Annotated in this window: 18 protein-coding genes; 11 read left to right on the top strand and 7 right to left on the bottom strand. The window is 59.3% G+C overall.

Annotation, left to right across the window (positions count from 1 at the left end):
* The 6 genes from CFBP5499_RS17485 to CFBP5499_RS17460 all read right to left on the bottom strand — a co-directional run bounded on the left by CFBP5499_RS17485 (nucleotide 1) and on the right by CFBP5499_RS17460 (nucleotide 6948).
* Nucleotides 1–816, bottom strand: a complete 816-nt coding sequence (locus tag CFBP5499_RS17485; protein ID WP_080829659.1) for an amino acid ABC transporter ATP-binding protein — start codon at nucleotides 814–816, stop codon at nucleotides 1–3.
* A gap of 12 nt (nucleotides 817–828) precedes the next feature.
* The gene (locus CFBP5499_RS17480; RefSeq protein ID WP_080829660.1) at nucleotides 829–1611 is read right to left on the bottom strand and encodes an amino acid ABC transporter permease; all 783 of its coding nucleotides are present in this window, start codon (nucleotides 1609–1611) and stop codon (nucleotides 829–831) included.
* Nucleotides 1608–2351 (bottom strand): amino acid ABC transporter permease, encoded by a 744-nt coding sequence (locus CFBP5499_RS17475; protein WP_130932557.1) that lies wholly within the window; start codon nucleotides 2349–2351, stop codon nucleotides 1608–1610. Before CFBP5499_RS17475 ends, CFBP5499_RS17480 begins: the two co-directional genes overlap by 4 nt.
* A 184-nt stretch (nucleotides 2352–2535) precedes the next feature.
* Nucleotides 2536–3375: a transporter substrate-binding domain-containing protein gene (locus CFBP5499_RS17470; RefSeq protein ID WP_080829661.1), complete on the bottom strand. Its 840-nt coding sequence runs from the start codon at nucleotides 3373–3375 to the stop codon at nucleotides 2536–2538.
* A gap of 224 nt (nucleotides 3376–3599) precedes the next feature.
* Nucleotides 3600–5888 carry an NADP-dependent malic enzyme gene (locus CFBP5499_RS17465; protein WP_080829662.1) on the bottom strand — a complete coding sequence of 763 codons (2289 nt, stop codon included), beginning with the start codon at nucleotides 5886–5888 and terminating at the stop codon, nucleotides 3600–3602.
* Between the two features lie 160 nt (nucleotides 5889–6048).
* A complete protein-coding gene (locus CFBP5499_RS17460; RefSeq protein WP_080829663.1) occupies nucleotides 6049–6948 on the bottom strand; it encodes a LysR family transcriptional regulator in 900 nt (299 codons plus the stop codon).
* A gap of 400 nt (nucleotides 6949–7348) precedes the next feature.
* Between CFBP5499_RS17460 and CFBP5499_RS17455 the strand changes: the two genes are divergently transcribed.
* The 11 genes from CFBP5499_RS17455 to queE all read left to right on the top strand — a co-directional run bounded on the left by CFBP5499_RS17455 (nucleotide 7349) and on the right by queE (nucleotide 20056).
* Nucleotides 7349–9778: a glucose/quinate/shikimate family membrane-bound PQQ-dependent dehydrogenase gene (locus CFBP5499_RS17455; protein WP_175416812.1), complete on the top strand. Its 2430-nt coding sequence runs from the start codon at nucleotides 7349–7351 to the stop codon at nucleotides 9776–9778.
* Nucleotides 9779–10057: 279 nt separating this feature from the next.
* Nucleotides 10058–11488 carry a mannose-1-phosphate guanylyltransferase/mannose-6-phosphate isomerase gene (locus CFBP5499_RS17450; protein ID WP_080829665.1) on the top strand — a complete coding sequence of 477 codons (1431 nt, stop codon included), beginning with the start codon at nucleotides 10058–10060 and terminating at the stop codon, nucleotides 11486–11488.
* Nucleotides 11489–11780: 292 nt separating this feature from the next.
* Nucleotides 11781–13013 (top strand): ABC transporter substrate-binding protein, encoded by a 1233-nt coding sequence (locus CFBP5499_RS17445; RefSeq protein ID WP_080829666.1) that lies wholly within the window; start codon nucleotides 11781–11783, stop codon nucleotides 13011–13013.
* A gap of 143 nt (nucleotides 13014–13156) precedes the next feature.
* Nucleotides 13157–14059 (top strand): carbohydrate ABC transporter permease, encoded by a 903-nt coding sequence (locus tag CFBP5499_RS17440; RefSeq protein WP_080829667.1) that lies wholly within the window; start codon nucleotides 13157–13159, stop codon nucleotides 14057–14059.
* Nucleotides 14052–14993 (top strand): carbohydrate ABC transporter permease, encoded by a 942-nt coding sequence (locus CFBP5499_RS17435; RefSeq protein ID WP_080829668.1) that lies wholly within the window; start codon nucleotides 14052–14054, stop codon nucleotides 14991–14993. The genes CFBP5499_RS17440 and CFBP5499_RS17435 overlap by 8 nt, the downstream gene beginning before the upstream one ends.
* A 5-nt stretch (nucleotides 14994–14998) precedes the next feature.
* The gene (locus tag CFBP5499_RS17430) at nucleotides 14999–16087 is read left to right on the top strand and encodes an ABC transporter ATP-binding protein (protein ID WP_080829669.1); all 1089 of its coding nucleotides are present in this window, start codon (nucleotides 14999–15001) and stop codon (nucleotides 16085–16087) included.
* Between the two features lie 56 nt (nucleotides 16088–16143).
* A complete protein-coding gene (locus CFBP5499_RS17425) occupies nucleotides 16144–16908 on the top strand; it encodes a sugar phosphate isomerase/epimerase family protein (RefSeq protein ID WP_080829670.1) in 765 nt (254 codons plus the stop codon).
* Nucleotides 16909–16931: 23 nt separating this feature from the next.
* On the top strand, nucleotides 16932–18065 hold the full coding sequence (locus CFBP5499_RS17420) for a Gfo/Idh/MocA family protein (RefSeq protein WP_080829671.1): 1134 nt from the start codon (nucleotides 16932–16934) through the stop codon (nucleotides 18063–18065).
* A gap of 172 nt (nucleotides 18066–18237) precedes the next feature.
* Complete coding sequence (queC, locus tag CFBP5499_RS17415; protein WP_080829672.1) at nucleotides 18238–18948, top strand: 7-cyano-7-deazaguanine synthase QueC; 711 nt, start codon at nucleotides 18238–18240, stop codon at nucleotides 18946–18948.
* Nucleotides 18948–19304 (top strand): 6-carboxytetrahydropterin synthase QueD, encoded by a 357-nt coding sequence (gene queD, locus CFBP5499_RS17410; RefSeq protein ID WP_080829673.1) that lies wholly within the window; start codon nucleotides 18948–18950, stop codon nucleotides 19302–19304. Before queC ends, queD begins: the two co-directional genes overlap by 1 nt.
* A complete protein-coding gene (gene queE / locus CFBP5499_RS17405) occupies nucleotides 19301–20056 on the top strand; it encodes a 7-carboxy-7-deazaguanine synthase QueE (RefSeq protein WP_080829674.1) in 756 nt (251 codons plus the stop codon). Before queD ends, queE begins: the two co-directional genes overlap by 4 nt.
* A 195-nt stretch (nucleotides 20057–20251) precedes the next feature.
* Here queE and CFBP5499_RS17400 read toward each other — a convergent pair whose 3' ends face one another.
* Nucleotides 20252–21301, bottom strand: a complete 1050-nt coding sequence (locus CFBP5499_RS17400; protein WP_080829675.1) for a Gfo/Idh/MocA family protein — start codon at nucleotides 21299–21301, stop codon at nucleotides 20252–20254.
* Nucleotides 21302–21303: the final 2 nt, after the last annotated feature.

Below are 21303 nucleotides of genomic sequence, written 5' to 3'. Positions count from 1 at the left end.
TCAGATCCCTTCGCCGTCGGTCACCCGTGCCACCTGTCCTCCGAGACCTTTGACGAAGGCGTTGATACGCGGGTTGGTCGACCTGTAGAAGATGTGTTCCGGTGTGCCCTGATCGACGATCAGGCCATTTTCGGTAAAGACGATATTATCACTGATTTCCTCGGCAAAGCGCATCTCGTGGGTGACGAGAATGCTGGTCATGCCATCATTGACGAGATCGCGGATGACGGCGAGCACTTCGCCCACGGTTTCCGGGTCGAGCGCAGAGGTGACTTCATCGAACAGCACCAGTTCCGGCCGCATGGCGAGTGCGCGGGCAATGGCCACACGCTGCTGCTGGCCGCCGGAAAGCTGGCCGGGATAGGCATCGACTTTCTGGGAAAGACGGACTTTTTCCAGCAATTCGCAGGCATGACGCTCGGCTTCCGCCTTCGGCGTGCCGAGAATCTTGATCGGCGCGATGGTGATGTTTTCCATCACAGTCAGATGCGGGAAGAGGTTGAACTGCTGGAAGACGATGCCGATGCGCTTGCGCAGCGCGATGCGCTCAGCCTCGGTTTTCAACTGGTCGACCCGGGTGCCGCCAACGGTGATCTTGCCGGATTGCGGGATGAGCAGGCCGTTGATGCAGCGCAGGATGGTGGACTTGCCCGAGCCGGAAGGTCCGATGATGGAGACGGCGTCGCCCTTGTTGACCGTGAGGTCGATACCTTTCAGGACCTGGTTATCACCGAAGGAGAGATGAATCCCTTCGAGTTCGACAAGCGCTTCTGTGACAGGGGCTTTTGCGGCGGTTTGTGGTGCGGGTGCGGACATGGCTTGTTCCAATCAGCGGGAAGCGAAGCGCCGTTCCAGGCGCTGCGTGAAACGGGAGACGGGATAGCAGAACAGGAAGAACGCCATCAGGACGGTGAGATACACCACGACGGTGAAATCATTGCGCTGCACGGCGGTGCTGGCGTCGGTTGCCGCATGCAGAAGCTCATGCACGCCGACCAGCGAGGCGAGCGCCGTGCCCATGGTGATGGATGCATAAAGGTTCATCCATGGCGGCAGCGAACGTTTCACGCATTGCGGCAGGATGATCCAGCGCAGCGTCTGGTTACGGGAAAAGCCAAGACCCTGCGCCGCTTCCCATTGGGCGGTCGGAATGGACTGGATGGCGCCGCGGGTGATTTCGGCGATATGGGCGCTTGCCGGAATGGCAAGCCCGACCACGGCCTTGATCCAGTCCGGGAAGGGAATGTAATTGCCGAAGGCGACGATCTCGAAAGGGAAGATGTAAGTCGCCGCAAAAATCAGCACCAGATGCGGGGCGTTGCGGAAGACCTGTACATAGGTCAGCGCTGGCGCGCGCACGAGACGGTAAGGCGCAAGCTCCATGATGCCGAGCAGGACACCGATGAAGGTGCCGATGGCGATCGCCAGAATGCTGATCAGCACATTCATGGCGAACCCCTTGGCCAGATAGGGCAGCCATTGCAGCAGCACCTGACCGAGTGAGGGGTCGAGGATCAGCCACAGAATGACTGATATCACCACGCCAAGCAGCAGAATGGTGCCGAAGGGCGGCTTCTTTGCCGCCCGCGTTTGAGAAACAACCGCGCTCATTGGCCAAACCCCGGAACCGCAAGACGTCGTTCAAGCCAGAGACCGGCCCGTGCGACGATGAAATTGATGACGCTGAAGAAGAGGAGGATGACGAGCATCAGCTCGACCACATTGTCGCGCTGGGTCCAGATCAGGATCGAGGCATAGGTGATTTCGCCCACCGCAATCGCAGAGCCGACCGTGGTGAGCTTCACCAGGTTGACGAGATTGTTGATGATCGAGGGCAGGGCGGTACGGATCGCCAGCGGAAACTCCACGTAACGCAAAATCTCCAGTGAACTGAAACCAATGGCGCGCGCCGCCTCAATGGTGGTGGCCGGCACCGCCTCGATACCGCCGCGCAACGCTTCGGCATGGAAAGCGGCAATGTGCAGACCGGTGATGGCAACGACCCAGAAAAAAGGTGTCAGCGGATTGTTCTGCGCACCACCCAGCGCATTGGAAATCAGCATGTTGAGCACGAGGAAACCACACATCAGCTGCACCAGCGTCGGCGTGTTGCGGGTCAGTTCCACATAGGCGCGCACGGGACCGGCTAGCCAGGTCTTGCCTGATGTCAGCATGGCCGCGAAAATGAAGCCGAAGACGAGGCTGAGCGGCAAAGTGACTGCGACGAGGATGAGCGTCATCTTCATGCCATCAAGCCAGATCTGAACCTCGTAACCGCTGTTCAGAAAATCATAGTTGAGGCCGAGATGCGCGGCGAGTTCAATGAAGCGCGCTGTAAATGAATCCTGCATCGGAAATCCATGCTGTTATTGCGGGTGCCGCCGGGCGGGCGGCGCCAGAATGGCCTGCCTTGTTATAAAGCAGAAAAGAACGGCAGGCGAAACCGGCCGTTCTCTAGGGTTGGCGTAAAACGCGTTTAAGGCAGACGCCCGCCATCACGTTAAGGTGACGGGACGAGCCAGATTGCCGGTCGCTTTATTGCGCGGCGGAAAGCTTCTTCTGCTGCTCTTCCATGTAGCCGATGCTGGGCAGGCGGTTGGCCTTGGCGAATTCGATCATCTTGCCGGAAGCGTGCAACTCCTTGACAATCTTGTCGAGTGCGGCCTGCGTGTCGGCCTCGCCCTTGCGCAGCCAGATCACGGAATCGGAAGGGATGAGATCGGTGGGGATAAGGATGCCGTAATCCTTCCACTCATCGGCGCGGTCCTGAAGCATCAGGCTGATCGTACCGTTGACGTGAACGGAGACGTCGCAATTGCCGCCCTTCAGCGCCAGCAGCGATTCCGGCTGGCTCGGCAGCGCCTTCACCTGCGCGCCGTACTGTTCAATCAGCGGCTGGGTGTAGTTCGAGCCCTGCGACACGCAGGCGATCTTGCCCTTCAGGTCCGGCCAGTCCTTGATGCCACTGTCCTTGCGGCCGATGGCAGCGCCGCCCTGGCGGTCATAGGGGGTGGGCACGTAATCGAGCGTTTTGGCGCGCTCTTCCGTGTACTGCATGTTGGCGATGAGAATATCCACCTTGCCCTGCTGCAGGAACTGCACGCGGTTGGGCGGGGTCACGGTTTCGGTGACCAGCTCGACGCCGAGACCGGCGGCCAGCGCCTTGGCGACATCGATGTTGAGACCCTTCTGTTCCTGCGTCTTCGGATCGATGAAACCGAAAGGCGCGCCGGAGAGGATGACGCCGACGGTGAGCTTGCCGCGACCCTTGATGCGGTCAAGCGTTGCATCCGCGTGGGCGGCAGTCGCCATCGAAGCGATGACGACGGTTCCGGCAATGAGTTTTGCGGCAAATCTGGAGAAAGAGAGGGCCATGGGTATTTCCTTTTGCTTGTGGCTGGAACCTACATGACGGACCCGCAGAGAGCGAGAATTGGTATTGCGCAAAAAATACTATGAAGAGAAATGAGTTCCAATAAAGTCTGCAGGCGGAAAAAATATCCTAATAATTTAAAATCGTAGAATCTTGTTCTTTAGGTTTTAGAGGGGTGCGGCTTGTTTCAACCAAAAGGCGAGAAGCAAGCCGCACGGGCTGTCAGTTATCGCCCGGCGTTATAGGCCGCGATCGCCGCCATGTTGACGATATCGCTATCTTTCGCCCCCATCGAGGTGATTTGCACGGACTTGTCGAGGCCAACGAGGAGCGGACCGATGACGGTGGCACCGCCCAGTTCCTGCAGCATCTTGGTGGAGATGGATGCGGAATGGATGGCGGGCATGACCAGGACGTTGGCCGCACCGGAAAGGCGGGCAAAGGGATACTGGCTCTGCATGCGGTGATGGTTCAGCGCCACATCCGCCGACATCTCGCCGTCCACCTCGAAATTGACATTGCGCCTGTCGAGGATTTTCACCGCCTCGCGCACCTTGTCGGAGCGTTCACCGACCGGCTGGCCGAAGGTGGAATAGGCGAGCATGGCGACGCGCGGCTCATAACCGAAACGGCGGGCGAGGTGGGCCGCCTCTTCGGCGATATCGGCAAGGTCTTCCGCATTCGGCATGTCATGCACGGCGGTGTCGGCCACGAAAACGGTGCGGTTGCGCGAGACAACAAGGGAAACACCGATGACGCGATGGCCGGGCTTGGTGTTGATGCAGCGACGGATATCCTCCAGCGCTGTCGAATAATTACGGGTAACGCCTGTCACCACGGCATCCGCATCGCCCATTGCCACCATGCAGGCGGCGAAGTGATTGCGGTCGTTGTGGATCAGGCGCTGCACGTCGCGCAACAGGAAGCCGCCGCGCTGCAGCCGCGCATAGAGATAATCGACATAGGCATCGACACGGCTGGAGAGGCGGGCATTGGTGATTTCGATATTGGTGCGGTCGAGATCGATGCCGGCGCGTTCTGCATTGGCCTTGATGATATCGTCGCGGCCGAGCAGGATGGCGGTGCCAAGCCCTTGTGCGGTAAACGAAATCGCTGCGCGCATGACCTGCTCTTCTTCCGCTTCGGCAAAGACCACGCGCTTGGGCGAACGGCGCACGCGCTCGTAAAGGCGCTGCGTCGTCGAGGCCATCGGGTCGCGGCGGGCGGAGAGTTCGCGGGCATAGGCGTCGAGATCGGGTATTTCGCGCTGGGCGACGCCGGTTTCGATAGCGGCCTTCGCCACGGCGACCGGAATGGCCGAGATCAGACGCGGATCGAACGGAACCGGAATGATATATTGCGGCCCGAAACGCGGGCGGTTGCCCTGATAGGCGGCGGCCACATCATCAGGCACATCTTCACGGGCAAGATCGGCCAGCGCCTGTGCAGCGGCAATCTTCATAGCATCGTTGATCTGGCGGGCACGCACGTCGAGCGCGCCACGGAAGATATAGGGGAAGCCGAGGACGTTATTGACCTGGTTCGGGTAATCGGAACGTCCGGTCGCCATGATGGCGTCGTCGCGGATGCGCGACACTTCTTCAGGCGTGATTTCGGGGTCCGGATTGGCCATTGCGAAAATGATCGGCTTCGGCGCCATGGAGCGGATCATCTCTTCGCTGAAAGCGCCCTTCTGCGAGAGGCCGAACACCACGTCCGCGCCCCTCATGGCTTCCGCCAGCGTGCGGTTATTGGTCTTCACCGCGTGGGCGGATTTCCACTGGTTCATGCCTTCCGTGCGGCCCTGATAGATCACGCCCTTGGTATCGCAGAGTGTGATGTTTTCCGGGTTGAAACCCATGGCCTTGATGAGATCCATGCAGGCAATCGCCGCAGCGCCCGCACCATTGCAGACCAGCTTCGTGGTCTTGAAATCGCGGCCGGTCAACTCGATGGCGTTGATGAGGCCGGCGGCGGCGATGATGGCGGTGCCGTGCTGGTCGTCATGGAAGACGGGAATATCTATCAGTTCGCGCAGGCGGCTTTCGATGATGAAACATTCCGGCGCCTTGATGTCTTCGAGATTGATGCCGCCGAAGGAGGGGCCGAGATAACGCACGCAATTGATGAATTCGTCCGCGTCTTCGGTATCGACCTCAAGGTCGATGGAATCGACGTCGGCGAAGCGCTTGAACAGAACCGACTTGCCCTCCATGACCGGTTTGGAGGCAAGCGCGCCGAGATTGCCGAGGCCGAGGATCGCCGTGCCGTTGGAGATGACGGCGACCATGTTGCCGCGCGTCGTGTAATCGTAAGCACTCGCCGGATTTTCGGCGATGGCTTTCACCGGCACGGCCACGCCAGGGGAATAGGCAAGCGACAGGTCCCGCTGCGTCGCCATCGGCTTGGTCGGCGTGATTTCCAGTTTGCCCGGCCTGCCTTGCGCGTGGAAATCCAGGGCTTCCTGATCCGTTACCGATGTTCTTGTGCTGGCGGGTTTCGTCGTGTCGGACATGGGCTGAGCGTGCTTTCCTGTCGTTATCAGTATAAAAATATTCGTTGTTGTTATGGTATTTTTTGCAGGCCTGCCAAGCCTTGAATGTTGTTCAGTGCAGCAAATTTAAGCGTGATGAAATTTACGGCCGATTTAATCGATTAAGTCCGCATGTTCGTTGTCAAAGGCTTGGCTGATAAGCCTGGCGGGCCATATTCACGAAGGCATCGACGTGGAGGGCAAGCGGACCGCGCCGGACGACCAGCACGCAGTCAGACCATGCGTCGGCGCTGTCGAGCGGCACGCCGGCAATGCCGCGTGTGGAACGCACGGTGCTTTCCGGCAGGATGGAAATTCCCGCACCCGCTTCCACCAGGGCAAGGATGGTATTGATATTGGCGATACGCATGCCGATTTGCGGTTCGCAGCCAGCATCCTCAAAAAGCGTGAGCGCGCTGCTGCTGAGGCCGAGGCCGATCTCGTCGATAGGCAGCAGCAGTTTTTCCCGCACGATATCGCCAGCCGAAATTCTGGGGCTGGAGGCCAGCGGATGACGTTCCGACAGCGCAACGCACAGTTTCGAGCGGTCGAAGGGCATGGCCCTCAGGGTCTGGGGCAACGGGGGAAGGGGCGCACGGATGAAAGCAATATCGGTCTTGCGCGTTTCCACCTGCTCGATCAGCTGTTCCATCGTCATGCCGGGCAAAAGCTCCAGCGTCACATCCCTGTGCTCATCACCATAGCGGGTGATGAGCGTCGGCAGCTTCCGCTCGGCCATCACACTGGTACCGTAACCGATGCGCAGCGTGCCGAGCTCACCGCGCCGGATCTGCTGCGCCTTTTCGAGCGCGCCTTTGGTGCGGGCAAGGATTTCTTCCGCCTCGATGAGCATGGATTGCCCGGCCGGAGTGAGTTCCACACCGCGATTGATGCGGTGAAAGAGCTTGAAGCCCAGGTTCTCCTCCAACTGCCGGATGCGCTGGGTAACGGCTGGCTGGGCGATACCGAGTTGGAGGGCGGCGGCCCGGAAGTTTCTGGCCCTAGCGGCTTCCACAAATATGGTGAGCTGGCGAGTATCCATGGCGGAGAGGTCTTTGTGTTGTCGGGCTTTGCGTGATATAAGTGCAGCTTATCAAAATTGCCTGTCTTTCGCATTGTCATCTTGTCGCAGGCGACGTTATACCGCAACTCAGGATCGTGAGCGTCTTTACCGCCTGTGCAGGTGAGGGCGATCCGGACCGGGGAGGATTTGTTCGAGCATATTGTCCGTCGTCCATGGGGCCGGCGGGAACCTGCAGTGAATGGGTCGAAATGACAGTCACGACGGAAATCTTCCCCACTATTGTTCCCCGTTCAGCCGCGCCGCCACCGGCGCATCTTCGCCTGGCCGCATTGGCGGCGAACTGTCCGCGCTCTGCCGGACACTGAACGATCATCGGGCCTCAGCCTTTTAGGCGGCTCTTCTAACCGGACATTCACTCATGGGTAATCCAGCAACTTCATTGTCGCTCCCGGCCAGATTATGGCTGTTGGTGCTCGGCGCGGTCATCATCGCTGCGGGCCTGTTCTTCGCCATTGGCGGCTGGCAGCTCGCAGCCCTCGGTGGCAGCCCCTATTTCATCACCGCAGGTATCGCGCTTATCGTTTCCGGCCTGCTCATCCTGTTGCGCAAGCCTGCAGGCGCGCTTCTTTTCGGTCTCGTTTTCATCCTCACCGGCGTCTGGGCGGTATGGGAAGCAGGCGTTCACTTCTGGCCGCTGATTTCCCGCCTGCTGGCCGTCGGCGTGGGGGCAACAGTCGTTGCCCTGTCATACCCGCTGTTGCGCCGTGCAGCCGGCAAAACGCCGGCATACGGCTCGTCCTTTGCGGTAGCCGCCATTCTCGCCATCGCTTCCGGCGCTGGCTTTGCCGGCATGTTCGTGGCGCATCCGACCGTTGCCTTCAATGGCGAGCCGACGGCGCTGACGCCCGTAAAGCCGGAAACGGAACAGAAGAACTGGGAACATTACGGCAATACCGCAGGCGGCAGCCGTTTCGTTGCGCTTGATGAAATCACCCGCGACAATGTCAAAAACCTCGAAGTTGCCTGGACCTACCACACCGGCGACACCCCGATCAGCCCCGGTGCAAACGGCGCGGAAGACCAGCAGACGCCGCTGCAGGTGGGTGATACCGTGTTCCTGTGCACGCCGCACAATAATGTCATCGCTCTGGACGCGGATACCGGCGCTGAAAAGTGGAAGGCGGAAATCAATTCGAAATCCTCCGTCTGGATGCGTTGCCGCGGCCTTGCCTATTTTGATGCCAAGGCGCCGCTGAAGCAGCCGACTGCACCGGGCTCCACGCCCGTCACGCCGGCGTTGGTGGCCGAGGGTGCACTTTGCCAGCGCCGTATTCTGATGAACACCATCAATGCGGAACTCATCGCGCTCGATGCCGACACGGGCGCGTTTTGCCCTAACTTCGGCACGAATGGCCGCGTCGATCTGAAGATCGGTATGGGAGATGCGCCGGACCCGCAATATGTGCTGACCTCGGCACCCACACTTGCCGGCACCACCGTCGTTGTCGGCGGCCGTATCGCTGATAACGTACAGGTGGATATGCCTGGCGGCGTGATGCGCGGTTTCGACGCGGTGACGGGTGAACTGCGCTGGGCTTTCGACCCCGGCAACCCTGATATCACCAAGCTGCCGCCTCCGGGCCAGACCTATACACGTTCCACGCCAAACGTCTGGGCATCCATGTCCTACGATCCGGACCTGAACACGGTCTTCATGCCCGTCGGCAGCCCTTCGGTCGATCTTTATGGCGCGACACGCACGCCGCTCGACCATAAATATGGTGCCTCCATGCTGGCGCTCGACGCCACGACCGGCCGCGAAAAATGGGTGTACCAGACGGTTCATAACGACCTCTGGGACTTCGACGTGCCGATGCAGCCGAGCTTCGTCGATTTCCCGAAGGCTGACGGAACGACCGTTCCGGCGCTCGTCTTCGGCACCAAAGCGGGGCAGATCTATGTGCTCGACCGCGCGACCGGCCAGCCGCTGACCAAGGTGGAAGAGGTTCCGGTCAAGGCCGGCAATATTCTCAATGAGCCCTATGCACCCACTCAGCCGCGTTCCGTCGGCATGCCGCAGATCGGTGCGCAGACACTGACGGAAGCCGATATGTGGGGTGCGACCCCGTTCGACCAGCTTTTGTGCCGTATCGCCTTCAAGGGCATGCGTTATGAGGGCCTTTATACGGCGCCCGGCACGGATCTCTCGCTCGCCTTCCCAGGTTCGCTCGGCGGCATGAACTGGGGCGGTCTTTCGATCGACCCGACCACCAACACCATCTTCGTCAATGACATGCGTCTTGGTCTGTGGATCGAGATGAAGGAAGCTGCCCCCACCAAGGCCGTTGCCAGCGGTGGCGAAAGCGTCAATACCGGCATGGGGGTCGTTCCCATGAAGGGCACGCCCTATGCGGTGAACAAGAACCGCTTCCTGTCGGCTCTCGGCATCCCTTGCCAGGCTCCGCCCTATGGCACCATGACCGCAATCGACATGAAGACGCAGCAGATCAAGTGGCAGGTGCCGGTCGGCACCGTCGAGGATACGGGTCCGCTCGGCATCAAGATGGGCCTGCCGATCCCGATCGGCATGCCGACGCTCGGCGGTACGCTCGCCACCCAGGGCGGTCTCGTCTTCATCGCCGGTACGCAGGATTATTATCTGCGCGCCTTCGATACGGCGACCGGCAAGGAAGTCTGGAAGGCCCGCCTTCCGGTCGGCAGCCAGGGCGGCCCGATGAGCTACAAGTCTCCCAAGACCGGCAAGCAATATGTCGTCATCTCGGCTGGCGGTGCACGCCAGTCTCCCGATCGTGGCGACTACGTCATCGCTTATGCGTTGCCGAACTGATCCTTGTGGTCCAACGGTTTGAAAAGGAAACCCCGGGAGATGATTCCGGGGTTTTTCTCTGTCTGCATTCAGGATAACCGCTTTTTCGCGCGGAACCTCACCCTCGTCCTCGCGTTAGGAAAACGGGCCTGCCGGCAATACCCCGCCGTTCACCAAGCTTTCACGAGGCGTATTTATGAGCTTGAACTTATCCGCCCGTGAACCGATGATGGCGGTATTTCGAAATATGTATATTGTCCGGCGCGCCGGGAAATTTTTTAGAGTTGGAAAGGTTTTGTTGTGAACGAACAATCTCGAAAGATCACGCCGGTTCTTCTTGCTGGCGGTGCTGGCTCGCGGCTTTGGCCGGTATCGCGCGATCAGTTGCCCAAGCAGTTCCAGCCGCTGGTCGGCAATCTTTCGACCTATCAGCAGACCTTGAAGCGGGTTGGCGACAAGGGACTTTATTCAGAGCCGCTGGTCATCACCAACGAGGATTTCCGTTTCTTCGCCCGCCGTCAGGCGGAAGAGATCGATCTGCCGGCAACAGTGGTACTTGAACCCGCCCGTCGCGACAGCGCCGCCGCCATGGCCGCCGCCGCCGTGCTGGCCGAGCGCCGTGAGCCCGGATGCTTGGTGCTGGCCCTTGCCGCCGATCATGTGGTGCTGGATGTCGACACGTTTTCCGATGCCGTGAAGCTCGGTGCGAAAGCCGCCGACCAGGGCAATATCGTGGTCTTCGGCCTGGTGCCGACTGAGCCGCGCACCTCCTATGGTTATATCAAGCCGGGTGATGCGATCGACGGCGAAAAAGACCTCAGCACCGTCGATGCCTTCGTGGAAAAGCCTGACGTGAAGACGGCCATCTCCTATCTGGAAAAGGGTTATCTCTGGAACTCCGGCAACTTCCTGTTCCGTTCCGATGTGATGATCGCCGAACTGAAGGCTTTCGCACCGGAAATTCTGGCGGCGGTGACGCAGGCGGTCGAGCAATATGAAAGCGACCTCGGTTTCGTACGCCTGCATCAGGCAAGCTTCGAAGCTTCCCCCAAAAATTCCATCGATTATGCGGTGATCGAGAAGACCAAGCGCATGGCTGTCGTGCACGGCCATTTCCGCTGGTCTGATATCGGCAGCTGGGACGCGATCTGGGAGATCGCCGAAAAGCACGACAATGACAATGCGCTCGAGGGCGATGGCGTCTTCATCGATTCCGAGGGCTGCCTGATCCATTCCACGCAATTGCTGACGACGGTGGTTGGCGCCAAGGATCTGGTGGTGGTGGCCACCAAGGACGCGGTTCTGGTGGTGCCCAAAAACCGGGTGCAGGACGTGAAGGGACTGGTCGACACGCTGAAGGGCGGGGACCATGCGCCGCAGACCCAGACCCACAAGCGCGTCTACCGCCCATGGGGTTACATCGAGCACATGTATGTCGATGAGCGCTACCGCGTCGGCCACATCACGGTCGATCCTGGCCATCGCATCTCTTTCCAGAAACACTACCACCGTTCCGAACACTGGATCGTCGTCAAGGGCACAGCGACTGTCACGATTGGCGAGGAAACCCGGCTGCTGACGGAAAACCAGTCAGTCTACATCCCGATTGGTCAGCCGCACCGGCTGGCCAATGAGGGCCAAATCCCGCTCGAGCTCGTGGAAATCCAGACTGGCGCCTATATCGGCGAGGATGATGTCATCCGCATCGAGGATGATTATAAGCGTCAATAGTAGATAGCCTTTTAAGATAGCACGGCAGAGGCGAGGCGGGAGGTATTCCGCCTCGCTTTTATGTTTTCAAGGACGAGCACCTGCTACTCAAATGCGGATGCAGCAGTGGCCTCCCTTTCAAAAATGGAGGGAACGACAGGACGTAGCATGCCGCCGCGCGCGGATTTTGCCGGATTTCGGGTCGCGAGGGATGTCTAAAATAGCCACATCGAGATTCGCATTTTAAGCGGTTGCTTAATCAAAAATCTTCGCATACGTTCCAACTGCAACGTTTCAGTGAGGGAGGAGACTCATGCGAATGCGTGTTATTTCTGCGGCCTTTTTGGCCAGTGTGATGATTCCAGCGGGTATTGCCGGGGCCACCGATCTTGAGGTGACCCATTGGTGGACATCGGGCGGCGAAGCCGCCGCGGTGGCCGAACTGGCCAAGGCTTTCGATGCGACAGGCAATAAATGGGTGGACGGCGCCATTGCCGGTTCGGGCGGTACGGCCCGGCCGATCATGATCAGCCGTATCACCGGCGGTGACCCGATGGGCGCTACCCAGTTCAACCACGGCCGGCAGGCGGAAGAGCTGGTGCAGGCCGGTCTGATGCGCGATCTGTCCGACGTTGCCGCAAAGGGCAATTGGAAAGATGTAATCAAGCCGGCAAGCCTGCTCGACAGCTGCACCATCGACGGCAAGATTTATTGCGCGCCGGTGAATATCCATTCCTGGCAATGGCTCTGGCTTTCCAACGCCGCCTTCAAGAAGGCCGGCGTAGAGGTTCCGAAGAACTGGACGGAATTTGTCGCAGCCGCACCGGCGCTCAAAAAGGCCGGCATCCAGCCGCTCGCGCTCGGTGGGCAGGCATGGCAGGCCAACGGCCTGTTCGACACGCTGACGCTTTCGATCGGCGGCAAAGACCTCTATCAGAAGGTCTATGGCGACAAGGATGCCGAAGCGGCGGCCGGCCCTGATATGGCCAAGATTTTCGCGGCGGCTGTTGAAGCGCGCGACATGGCCAAGGGCACCAATGTTCAGGACTGGAACCAGGCCACCAACATGGTCATAACAGGCAAGGCTGGCGGCCAGATCATGGGTGACTGGGCGCAGGGCGAATTCCAGCTGGCCAATCAGAAGGCCGGCGTGGATTATTCCTGCCTGCCGGGTCTAGGCCTCAATGACTATATCACCACTGGCGGCGACGCCTTTTATTTCCCTGTTCTGAAAGACGAGGCGAAGACCAAGGCGCAGGACGTACTGGCTGAAACCATCGTCGATCCGAAGACACAGGTTGCTTTCAACCTGAAAAAGGGCTCGCTGCCGATCCGTGGCGACGTGGACCTCAATGCAGCCAATGACTGCATGAAGAAGGGTCTGGCAATTCTGGCCAAGGGCAATGCGCTCACCAGTACCGACCAGCTGATTTCCGCCGATACGCAGAAACAGAAGGAAGACCTGATGGCGGAATTCTTCGCCGGCTCGATGTCTGCGGCAGATGGGCAGAAGCGCTTCGCGGACCTTATCGGTTCTGCTGACTGATTGTGATCTCTCCGGGTGGGGAGCGGTTTGCCGTTCCCCATTCCAACGTCCGGTCCGTGCAATAATCACCAGCATGGGCAGGAGTTTCATGCGGTAAGGTTTTTTGCCTGACCGTTGACTGTAACGTTACAGGAGGAGGTAACATGGCAGCTCAAACACGCTCCAGGCGTCCCAATCAGCTTTTCCGCAATCTGAATTCGAAGATTGCCTCCGTTCCCATGATCTTGACTGCGATGGTGATTTTCCTCGGTGGCACGGTCTGGACGGTGATTTATTCCTTCACCAATTCCAAGCTTCTGCCGCGGGCGAGCTTCATCGGTTTTGACCAGTATGAGCGGCTGTGGGCAGCACCACGCTGGATCGTTTCCATCCAGAATCTGGCGATCTACGGCATTTTGTCTTTGATTTTCAGTCTCGTCATCGGCTTCGTGCTGGCGGCGCTGATGGACCAGAAAATCCGCTTCGAAAACACCTTCCGCACCATCTTCCTTTATCCCTTCGCTTTGTCCTTCATCGTCACCGGCCTTGTCTGGCAATGGCTGCTGAACCCGGAATTCGGCATCCAGTCCGTGGTTCGCTCGATGGGCTGGGAAAGCTTCACCTTCGATCCGCTCTATAATCCACAGATCGTCATCTACGGCATCCTGATTGCGGCGCTCTGGCAGGGCACGGGGCTCGTCATGTGCCTGATGCTGGCCGGTCTTCGCGGCATCGACGAGGATATCTGGAAGGCGACGCGCGTCGACGGCATTCCGATGTGGAAGACCTATATCCTCATCATCATTCCCATGATGCGGCCGGTCTTCATCACCACCCTCGTCATCATCGCCAGCGGCATCGTCAAGGTTTACGATCTTGTCGTGGCGCAGACCAGCGGCGGACCGGGCATCGCGTCCGAAGTGCCGGCAAAATACGTCTATGACTACATGTTCCAGGCACAGAATCTCGGGCAGGGCTTTGCCGCCTCGACCATGATGCTCATTACCGTTGCGATCATCGTCATTCCATGGGCCTACCTCGAATTTGGAGGCAAGAAGCGTGGCTAATATCAGCACCTTGAATACAGTCGCCGCCACCACCGATGCGGTTGCCGGTGATCTTTCCGGTCCGCGCGGCAGAAAGCCGAGAAAGACCTTTTCCCGCCGCAACATCATTCTTTACGGCACGCTTTTTGTCGCCGCCGCCTATTACCTGCTGCCGCTTTACGTGATGGTCGTCACCTCGCTGAAGGGCATGCCGGAAATCCGGCTCGGCAATATCTTTGCGCCGCCGGTGGAAATCACCTTCGAACCCTGGGTCAAGGCCTGGGCGAATGCCTGCACGGGCTTGAACTGCGACGGGCTTTCGCGCGGCTTCTGGAACTCGGTGCGCATTCTTGTGCCCTCCGTCGTCATTTCCATCATCGTCGCTTCCGTCAGCGGTTACGCCATGGCCAACTGGAAGTTCAAAGGGTCGGAGCTGTTCTTCTCGATCCTGATCATCGGCGCCTTCATCCCCTATCAGGTGATGATCTATCCGATCGTCATCGTGCTGCGTGAGCTGGGCATCTATGGCACGCTGACCGGCCTCGTCATCGTGCACACCATCTTCGGCATGCCGATCCTGACGCTGCTGTTTCGCAATTACTTCGCGTCGCTGCCGGAGGAATTGTTCAAGGCGGCACGCATCGATGGCGCCAATTTCTGGCAGATTTATTTCCGCATCATGCTGCCCATGTCGCTGCCGATCTTCGTCGTCGCGATGATCCTGCAGGTGACCGGCATCTGGAACGACTTCCTGTTCGGCGTGGTGTTCACGCGGCCGGAATATTACCCGATGACGGTGCAGCTCAATAATATCGTCAACTCCGTGCAGGGCGTGAAGGAATACAACGTCAACATGGCCGCAACCCTTCTCACCGGGGCCGTGCCGCTGATCGTTTATTTCGTCTCCGGCAGGCTTTTCGTCCGCGGCATTGCCGCAGGCGCAGTAAAAGGTTGAGCTTTATGAACAAAAGCGTTTCCATTCGCGATCTTTCCCTGTCCTTCGGTGCCGTTACCGTGCTGAAAGACCTCAATCTCGATATTTACGACGGCGAATTTCTCGTGCTGCTCGGCTCTTCCGGCTGCGGCAAGTCGACACTTCTCAACTGCATTGCCGGGCTTCTGGAACCGACTGACGGGCAAATCTTCATCAAGGATCGCAACGTCACCTGGGAGGAGCCGAAGGATCGCGGCATCGGCATGGTGTTCCAGTCCTATGCGCTTTATCCGCAGATGACGGTGGAGAAGAACCTGTCCTTCGGCCTTCAGGTCGCAAAGATTCCGAAGGATGAAATCGAGCGGCGCGTCAAAAGGGCGGCTGGCATCCTGCAGATTGAGCCGCTGCTAAAGCGCAAGCCGGCCGAGCTTTCCGGCGGCCAGCGCCAGCGCGTGGCCATCGGCCGGGCGCTGGTGCGGGATGTGGATGTGTTCCTGTTCGATGAGCCGCTTTCGAACCTCGACGCCAAGCTGCGCTCGGAACTGCGCGTGGAAATCAAGCGGCTGCACCAGTCGCTGAAGAACACCATGATCTATGTGACGCACGACCAGATCGAGGCGCTGACGCTGGCGGACCGCATCGCCATCATGAAAAGCGGCGTTATCCAGCAGCTGGCCGACCCGGTCACCATCTATAACAAGCCGAGAAACCTCTTCGTCGCCGGCTTCATCGGCTCACCGTCGATGAATTTCCTGCGTGGCGAGCTGATCGAAAAAGACGGCAAGGTCGTTTTCACCACCAATGGCGTCACCTTTTCGCTCGACGGTTATCATGCGGAAACACCGCTTGCCGCCGGTCGCGCCGTGGTTCTCGGGGTGCGCCCGGAACATGTCCGCGTCGATGCCGATATCGTCAGTGGCGAAGTGCATGAGGCCATCGTCGATATCGAGGAGCCGATGGGCGCCGATAATCTGATCTGGCTGAAACATGCCGGGCATACGCTCTCTGTGCGTGTCGGTGGCCACCGGCGGTTTTCGCCGGGCACCAAGGTCCGCCTCGGCCTCGACCTGACAATGGCCTCGCTGTTCGACGCGCAGAGCGAGGATCGGCTTTAGACGCTGCAACTATTCCCCCACACAATCCCAAGCCCCACATCTCTATGGAGGAGACAATGACAGAACTCGGTTTCCAGCTTTATAGCGCCCGCAATTTCCAGCCTTTTTCCGATATTCTGAAGAAGGTTTCGGCGGCGGGTTATAAACAGGTCGAAGGTTACGGCGCTATGTACGCCTCTCTTGATGATGCCGGGCTGAAGGGCCTGCGCGCTGAACTCGACGCCAACGGTCTTTCCATGCCAACGGGCCATTTCGGTCTCGACCTTCTTGAAGGAGACCCGAAAAAGGCGTTGAATATTGCCAAGGTTCTGGGCGTGGAGGCGATCTATTGCCCTTATCTGATGCCGGATCAACGTCCAACGGATGCGGCCGGTTGGTTCGCCTTCGGCAAACGCCTGCAGGAAGCCGGCAAACCTTTCGTCGATGCAGGGCTGGTCTTCGGCTGGCACAATCATGATTTCGAGTTCAAGGCGCTTGCCGATGGCTCCACGCCGCAGGAGCAGATTTTTGCCGGTGGGCCGGATCTGAAATGGGAGGCGGATATCGCCTGGATTATCAGAGGCAATGCCGATCCGTTTGCCTGGATCGAAAGTTATGGCAAACGCATCACTGCCGTGCATGTGAAGGATATCGCACCATCAGGTGAAAATGCGGATGAAGACGGCTGGGCCGATGTCGGCCATGGCACCGTGGACTGGAAGGGCCTCGTCACTGCGCTAAAGGCGAAATCCGCCACGAAACATTTCGTGGTCGAACACGATAATCCAAAAGACATCGACCGGCTGATAGCCCGCTCGATCGCCTCGTTCAAAACCTACTAAGTCTCACATTTCGGAGTTTCATCATGGCCAGAGATCTTGGCGTCGGCATCATTGGATGCGGCAATATCTCGTCTGCATATTTCTCGCTGGCACCGCTCTTCAAGGGCATCAAGGTGCTTGCCTGCGCCGACCTCAACCGCAACGCAGCGGAACTGAGGGCGGAAGAATTCGGTGTTGTCGCGCAGTCCATCGAGGAACTGCTCGCCAACCCCGAAATCGATGTGGTGGTGAACCTCACCATTCCCGCCGCGCATTTTCCGGTGTCGAAAGCAGCCCTGGAGGCGGGCAAACACGTCTATTCGGAAAAGCCGCTGGTGCTCTCGTTGGAGGAGGGCGAGGAGTTGCGGCGTATCGCCCGCGAGAAGAAGCTTTCCGTCGGCTGCGCGCCGGATACGTTCCTCGGCGGCGCACATCAGCTTGCCCGGCAATATATCGATGAGGGCAAGGTCGGGCGCATCACGTCAGGCACCTGCCATGTGATGAGCCCCGGCATGGAGATGTGGCACCCCAACCCGGGCTTCTTCTTCCTGAAGGGCGGCGGGCCGATCCTCGATCTCGGGCCCTACTACGTTGCCAATCTCATCAACCTCATCGGCCCGGTCAAGCGCGTCGGTGCGCTGACGTCAATGGCAAACCCCACCCGCACGGTGACCAGCCAGCCGCTGAACGGCGAGATCATCCCTGTCGAAACACCGACCAACATCCACGCGCTCTTGGAATTCGTGAACGGCGCGACGATCACGCTTTCAGCGAGCTGGGACGTGTGGTCGCATCGCCACGCCAATATGGAGCTTTACGGTACAGAGGGCTCAATCTACGTGCCGGACCCGAATTTCTTCGGCGGCGTGGTGGAAGCGAGTGGGCGCGACAAGAATATCCAGCCGCTGGAAGACTGGGCGCATCCCTTTGGCATCGCCAATCAGGAAAGCCCGAACGGCCCGCGCGCCAATTACCGCACGGCCGGCCTTGCCGATATGGCGATTGCCATTCTGGAGGGCCGCGATGCCCGCTGCTCGCTGGATCGCTCGCTGCACGGCATCGACGTGATGACCTCGATCCTCAAATCCGGGGAAGAGGGCCGCTTCATCGAGATGACCACGACCTGCACCCAGCCGGCGGCCCTCGGCATCGAGGAGGCGCAGGCGCTGCTGCGCTGATGTGACGGCTGATCAAACAGGCGGTGGGGGAGACTCCGCCGCTTTTTTGTTTTCAGCGGCAACGGCGCATCCGCGCTCTCATCTTAAAGCTCTTCACAATCCCTTCGCTTTGGTTTAAAGCCGCGCCGTATCCGGTCGCAGCCCACCCGGTCAAAACAAGGGATCCCAACTTATGAAAACCATCGTCATCTGCTCCGGCGGATTGGACTCCGTTTCGCTTGCGCATAAAATTGCGGCTGAACACGAACTTCTCGCTCTCGTTTCTTTCGATTACGGCCAGCGCCACAAAAAGGAACTGGATTTCGCCGCCGATTGCGCCAAACGGCTCGGCGTGCCGCATCATGTCATCGATATCCGCCCCATCGGCGCACATCTCACCGGCTCGGCACTGACCGACGACATCGCTGTGCCCGACGGACATTATGCGGAGGAGACCATGCGCTCCACCGTGGTGCCGAACCGCAATGCCATCATGCTCACAATCGCCTTCGGGCTCGCCGCTGCGCAGCAGGCGGATGCGGTGGCGATCGCCGTGCATGGCGGCGACCATTTTATCTACCCCGATTGCCGACCGGGCTTTATCGACAGCTTCAATGCCATGCAGGCCCATGCGCTTGAAGGTTATGCGAACGTTACCCTGTTTGCGCCCTATGTCACCGTTTCCAAGGCGGCGATCGTTACCGATGGCGTGAAATACGGCACGCCGTTTGGTGAAACATGGTCCTGTTACAAAGGCGGCTCTCGCCATTGCGGTCGCTGCGGCACCTGCGTGGAGCGGCGCGAAGCTTTTCATCTGGCGGGTGTCACCGACCCCACCGATTATGAAGACCCTGATTTCTGGGTGGCCGCCACCCATGCCTACGCGGCGCAGGAGGTGCGCTGATGTTCCGCATCACCAAGGAATTTCATTTTTCCGCCTCGCATCAGCTGAAAAGCCTGCCGTCGGATCACCAATGCAACCGCCTGCATGGACATAACTACATTGTCGAGGTGGAACTGAGCGGCGAAGAGTTGAACGAGCACGGTTTCGTTCGTGATTATCACGAGCTTGCGCCGCTGAAGCGTTATATCGACGATCATTTCGACCATCGCCATCTGAACGACGTGCTCGGCCATGACCGGGTGACTGCGGAATATCTGGCGAAGCATTTCTACGACTGGTGCAAGGATAGTCTTCCCGAAACCAGCGCCGTGCGGGTCAGCGAAACCGCCAAGACCTGGGCGGAATACCGGCCATGACGGCGGCTGCACGGAAGGTCGCAGTGAAGGAAACCACGATCCGCATCAGCGAAATCTTCGGCCCGACCATTCAGGGCGAGGGACTGCTGATCGGGCTGCCCACCGTCTTTGTGCGCACCGGCGGCTGCGATTACCGCTGTTCCTGGTGCGATACGCTGCATGCTGTCGATAGCGATTACCGCGATACGTGGAAGCCCATGGCGGTTGATGCGATCTGGCAGGAGGTGCGGCGGCTTTCCGGCGGCGTGCCGCTGACGGTGTCGCTGTCAGGCGGTAATCCCGCCATTCAACCGCTTGGTGCTTTGATCGCGAAGGGGCAAAGCGAGGGGTATCATTTCGCGCTGGAAACGCAGGGCAGCGTCGCAAAAGACTGGTTTGCCGATCTCGACCATCTGGTTCTGAGCCCCAAGCCGCCATCGAGCGGGATGGAAACGGACTGGCGGGCTTTCGAAGACTGTCTTGCTGCTGCCGGTAAGCGACCACAGGTGGCACTGAAGATCGTGGTATTCGACGATACGGATTATGCCTATGCCAAAGCGGCATCGGCGCGGTTTCCGCATCTGGCCGTCTATCTCCAGCCCGGTAACCACACCCCGCCGCCGCCGGATGACGACGATGCGCGCGTGGACATCGATGGGGTCATGGACCGGATGCTGTGGCTGGTGGACAAGGTGAGCGAAGACCGCTGGTTTTCCGCCCGGGTACTGCCGCAGCTGCATGTTTTGCTGTGGGGGAATAAGCGCGGCGTTTGAGGGGGTATAAGTTTCCCTCCGTCATGCCGGATTTGATCCGGCATCCAGCCACGGCGCGTCTGCGCCGTGAAAAGAGTCTTTTGCGATCAAAGACTTGATCGCGCTGGGCCCCGGATCAAATCCGGGGTGACGGAGAGAGAGGAGCGCGCTTTGCAGCGATCCATGCGGCGGCTTGCCCCGCCGCACTTCCGCAAATCAAGCCGAAACGGCCAGTTCCCGCCTCTCCCGATCCGCGATGATCGACAGATCAAGTACCTTCTGCAAATTGGCGGCATGGCGGAAGTCGGGATCGGCGACGCCGCCTTCCATGACCGCCTTGGCGAATTTTTCGTAATTCGTCGCCACCGGATCGACATCGATGGTCTTCCAGATCGCCTTTTCTACATCTTCACCGATGCAGGTACGCAGGCTTGAATATTCCGGCGTGTGGATGACTTCCAGCGCACCCTTGTCGCCATGGATGCGCAGGCGAAGTTCGTTGAGGTGGCCCGTTGCCCAGCGGCTGGCGTGGATGACGCCCATGGCGCCGTTTTCCAGTTCGGCGGTCATGGTGAAGCTGTCATTGGCGTCGAGGTCGTAGACGCCGATCTTGTTGCCCTCGTATTTGTCGAAGGTCTTCAGCCGCGTGAAGATGCGCTCCACATCGCTGCCCGCGCCGTAAGAGGCGAAGTCGAGAATGTGGATGCCGACATCGCCCAGCACGCCGTTCGAGCCGTGCTTGGTGGAAAGCCGCCACAACCACTTGCTCTCCGTCATCCAGTCGCCCCAGGCCTTGGAAACCAGCCAGCTCTGGAGATAGGAGGCTTCCAGATGCCGCACCTTGCCGATCTTGCCTGCCAGCACCATCTCGCGCGCCGCCTGCAAGGGGGCGACGTTGCGATAAGTGAGGTTGACCATGGCGACGAGGCCGGCTTTTTCGGCGGCATCGGCCATTTCGGCAGCCTTGGCGTAGTTTTCCGCCAGAGGCTTTTCGCAGAAGACGTGCTTGCCGGCTGCAAGTAGCTTCAGACTGGTCGGGTGATGGATGCTATCAGGCGTGACGTTCGCCGCCGCATCAAATTCGCCCCAGGCAATCGCGTCATCCAGAGAGGTGAAGGAGAGCGGGATGTTGTGGCGAAGCGCAAAGCCCCTCACCACCACATCGTCCACATCCACCGCCGCCACCAGTTCGACGCCGGGGATTTGCGAGAAATATGTGGCATGGTTGTTGGCCATGCCACCGGTTCCGAGAATGAGAAGTCTCATGC

It is taken from the genome of Agrobacterium tumefaciens (assembly GCF_005221325.1).
Lineage (GTDB): Bacteria > Pseudomonadota > Alphaproteobacteria > Rhizobiales > Rhizobiaceae > Agrobacterium.
This window is presented reverse-complemented; position numbering and strand designations above follow the sequence as displayed.

Excerpts from the sequence above, each read along its gene's own strand:
- CFBP5499_RS17485 (WP_080829659.1), bottom strand. The coding sequence starts at position 816 with ATGTCCGCACCCGCACCACAAACCGCCGCAAAAGCCCCTGTCACAGAA.
- CFBP5499_RS17480 (WP_080829660.1), bottom strand. The coding sequence starts at position 1,611 with ATGAGCGCGGTTGTTTCTCAAACGCGGGCGGCAAAGAAGCCGCCCTTC.
- CFBP5499_RS17475 (WP_130932557.1), bottom strand. The coding sequence starts at position 2,351 with ATGCAGGATTCATTTACAGCGCGCTTCATTGAACTCGCCGCGCATCTC.
- CFBP5499_RS17470 (WP_080829661.1), bottom strand. The coding sequence starts at position 3,375 with ATGGCCCTCTCTTTCTCCAGATTTGCCGCAAAACTCATTGCCGGAACC.
- CFBP5499_RS17465 (WP_080829662.1), bottom strand. The coding sequence starts at position 5,888 with ATGTCCGACACGACGAAACCCGCCAGCACAAGAACATCGGTAACGGAT.
- CFBP5499_RS17460 (WP_080829663.1), bottom strand. The coding sequence starts at position 6,948 with ATGGATACTCGCCAGCTCACCATATTTGTGGAAGCCGCTAGGGCCAGA.
- CFBP5499_RS17455 (WP_175416812.1), top strand. The coding sequence starts at position 7,349 with ATGGGTAATCCAGCAACTTCATTGTCGCTCCCGGCCAGATTATGGCTG.
- CFBP5499_RS17445 (WP_080829666.1), top strand. The coding sequence starts at position 11,781 with ATGCGAATGCGTGTTATTTCTGCGGCCTTTTTGGCCAGTGTGATGATT.
- CFBP5499_RS17440 (WP_080829667.1), top strand. The coding sequence starts at position 13,157 with ATGGCAGCTCAAACACGCTCCAGGCGTCCCAATCAGCTTTTCCGCAAT.
- CFBP5499_RS17430 (WP_080829669.1), top strand. The coding sequence starts at position 14,999 with ATGAACAAAAGCGTTTCCATTCGCGATCTTTCCCTGTCCTTCGGTGCC.
- CFBP5499_RS17425 (WP_080829670.1), top strand. The coding sequence starts at position 16,144 with ATGACAGAACTCGGTTTCCAGCTTTATAGCGCCCGCAATTTCCAGCCT.
- CFBP5499_RS17420 (WP_080829671.1), top strand. The coding sequence starts at position 16,932 with ATGGCCAGAGATCTTGGCGTCGGCATCATTGGATGCGGCAATATCTCG.
- queC (WP_080829672.1), top strand. The coding sequence starts at position 18,238 with ATGAAAACCATCGTCATCTGCTCCGGCGGATTGGACTCCGTTTCGCTT.
- queD (WP_080829673.1), top strand. The coding sequence starts at position 18,948 with ATGTTCCGCATCACCAAGGAATTTCATTTTTCCGCCTCGCATCAGCTG.
- queE (WP_080829674.1), top strand. The coding sequence starts at position 19,301 with ATGACGGCGGCTGCACGGAAGGTCGCAGTGAAGGAAACCACGATCCGC.
- CFBP5499_RS17400 (WP_080829675.1), bottom strand. The coding sequence starts at position 21,301 with ATGAGACTTCTCATTCTCGGAACCGGTGGCATGGCCAACAACCATGCC.